This is a genomic window from Shigella sp. FC1544 (genome assembly GCF_001722145.1).
Lineage (GTDB): Bacteria > Pseudomonadota > Gammaproteobacteria > Enterobacterales > Enterobacteriaceae > Escherichia > Escherichia coli.
In genome coordinates, this window is sequence record NZ_MECT01000247.1 from 1 (window position 1) to 2020 (window position 2020).

Sequence of the window (2020 nt, forward strand, 5' to 3'; positions counted from 1 at the left end):
TAGTGCGCTGGGTTATCGCTCGCCACGGGAATATCTGCGGCAGCGGGCTTGTAATGGGTTAAGTGATAACAGATGTCTGGAAATATAGGGGCAAATCCACCTGGTTGGCGTAGTTATTAACAACGTTGCCAAAACCCCAGACAGTGATAAAAGACATCAGCGCAATGTTGTACCATCGCAGCTGTTTTTCCTGAACATTCCCAGCCATAGACAAATCCTTCGCCAAAATTATAGGGGCATCTGTAAAACGAGGGTTTATGCGCGGCAAATAAGAAGTGCGGAAATAGCGAAATGCAAAATTATAACCTGCTGCACATTTTATTTTTAAACGAATAAAATTTGGAATAAAGCAAGTCAGATAGAAGAAACAAAAAAGCAGAGTGTGAAACAGTAAGTTCACACTCTGCTTGAATTCATTTACACGTGAGCAACGGGTTTCGGCGTATGACCGGCGTTGCGCAGCAGCATCAGCAAATAGATAAACGATACGCTGGCGATCATGATAAACAATAAATTATCGGAGAAATTCTGCATTAGCATAGCGGTAAATGACGGGCCAAGCAGACTTCCCACAGTATAGCTCAACAGTAAGGCCTGGTTCATCGCCACCAGTTGATGATGTTCAACTTTCTCGCAAGCCCATGCCATCGCCACCGGATATAGCGTAAAGCCAGCGGCACCGAGGATGAATAACGCTGGGGCCATCGCCGCCTGGCTAAGCATCGCGATACTGCCGAGAATGACGACAAAGACCTGAACACGCAACACCAGCAGTCGACCAAACTTATCCGCCAGACGTCCAATCGACCATTGTCCAAGGATACCCGCACTGACCAGTACCGCCATCCAGAAACCAATGCTGGCATTGCTCACCCCTTTGTGATTGAGGTACAGCGGCATCAGGCCATATAGAGATCCCAGAACGATTCCTGAGATAATGCAGCCATTCACGCCAAGCCGCGCCTGACGGAGTTTTAGCATTGACGTAATTGACGTCGAATCATGGTTTTCAGCCTGCTGATTCAGCACACGCGTAAACAACAGCGGTAAGATCCCTGCCAACGTCAAACCTGTAACCCACGGCAATACGGACATCAGCTCGGTTGAAACTTTGCTGACCAGTAACTGGCCTAAAAACGTTCCCACGTAATAAACCATCATATACGCAGCAAGCAAACGCCCACGGTTACGTGACGTCCCACTGCACATCAGCGCGCTCTCAACAACCACCCAAATCATGGCACAGCCGACGCCCGCGACAAAACGCCAAGCCAACCAGCTCCAGAATCCAATCATCAGGCCAAGGCCGGCACAGCCAGCGGCAAAAATGAAGGAGGCCAGATAATAGCTGCGGTTAAAGCCAATGCGCTTAATGACATACCCTGTCAGCAATGTACCGACAAGGTTGCCGGTAAAATAGGATGAGCTGACAACGCCTACCTGCCATGTGGACATGTGTTCCTGGGCGAGCCAAAGCGGCACGAGTGTATTTAACACCGCAATCGCCAGAGTCAACAAAAGCAGGCCAGACAGCAAAAGCATGACAGGCCGGGTATACGTGGACATGAATTAAAACCGTGAGGAAGTTCAAATTTCATGCGCATCATGCCACCGCCAAAAACATTGTCAATGGGTGAAAATACGCGATATCCCAGCGGCGGTATTATCGATTTATATTACTCATTCATAACGCTAATGCTGAAGAGATGATTAGTCTCATCTGATTGTTTTTATTGAACTAACACAAATTTCATACGCTTCGTTCAGTCGAAAAATTTCATGGTCACAGCAAACTCATATTTCCCGTCTATGCTTTCAGAGCAATGCATCGCGTCTGATCGATTTCAGACGTACCACTGACTCTCGAAAGGAGAAGAGGATGACCAAACCGTATGTTCGTCTTGATAAAAATGATACTGCCTGGATTTGCCCCTATATTTCCAGACATCTGTTATCACTTAACCCATTACAAGCCCGCTGCCGCAGATATTCCCGTGGCGAGCGATAACCCAGCGCACTA

Annotated in this window: 1 protein-coding gene and 1 pseudogene; both read right to left on the minus strand. The window is 47.7% G+C overall.

From position 1 onward, the window contains the following. Nucleotides 1-100: 100 nt before the first annotated feature. A pseudogene (locus BGK49_RS31085) lies at nt 101-400 on the minus strand (amino acid permease); the annotation flags it as partial. Nucleotides 401-417: 17 nt separating this feature from the next. Continuing rightward, a complete protein-coding gene (locus BGK49_RS13370) occupies nt 418-1566 on the minus strand; it encodes an MFS transporter (protein WP_000109297.1) in 1149 nt (382 codons plus the stop codon). Nucleotides 1567-2020: the final 454 nt, after the last annotated feature.

What these genes read in the sequence shown, in the direction of transcription:
- BGK49_RS13370 (WP_000109297.1), bottom strand. Translation starts at nt 1,566, where the DNA reads ATGTCCACGTATACCCGGCCTGTCATGCTTTTGCTGTCTGGCCTGCTT.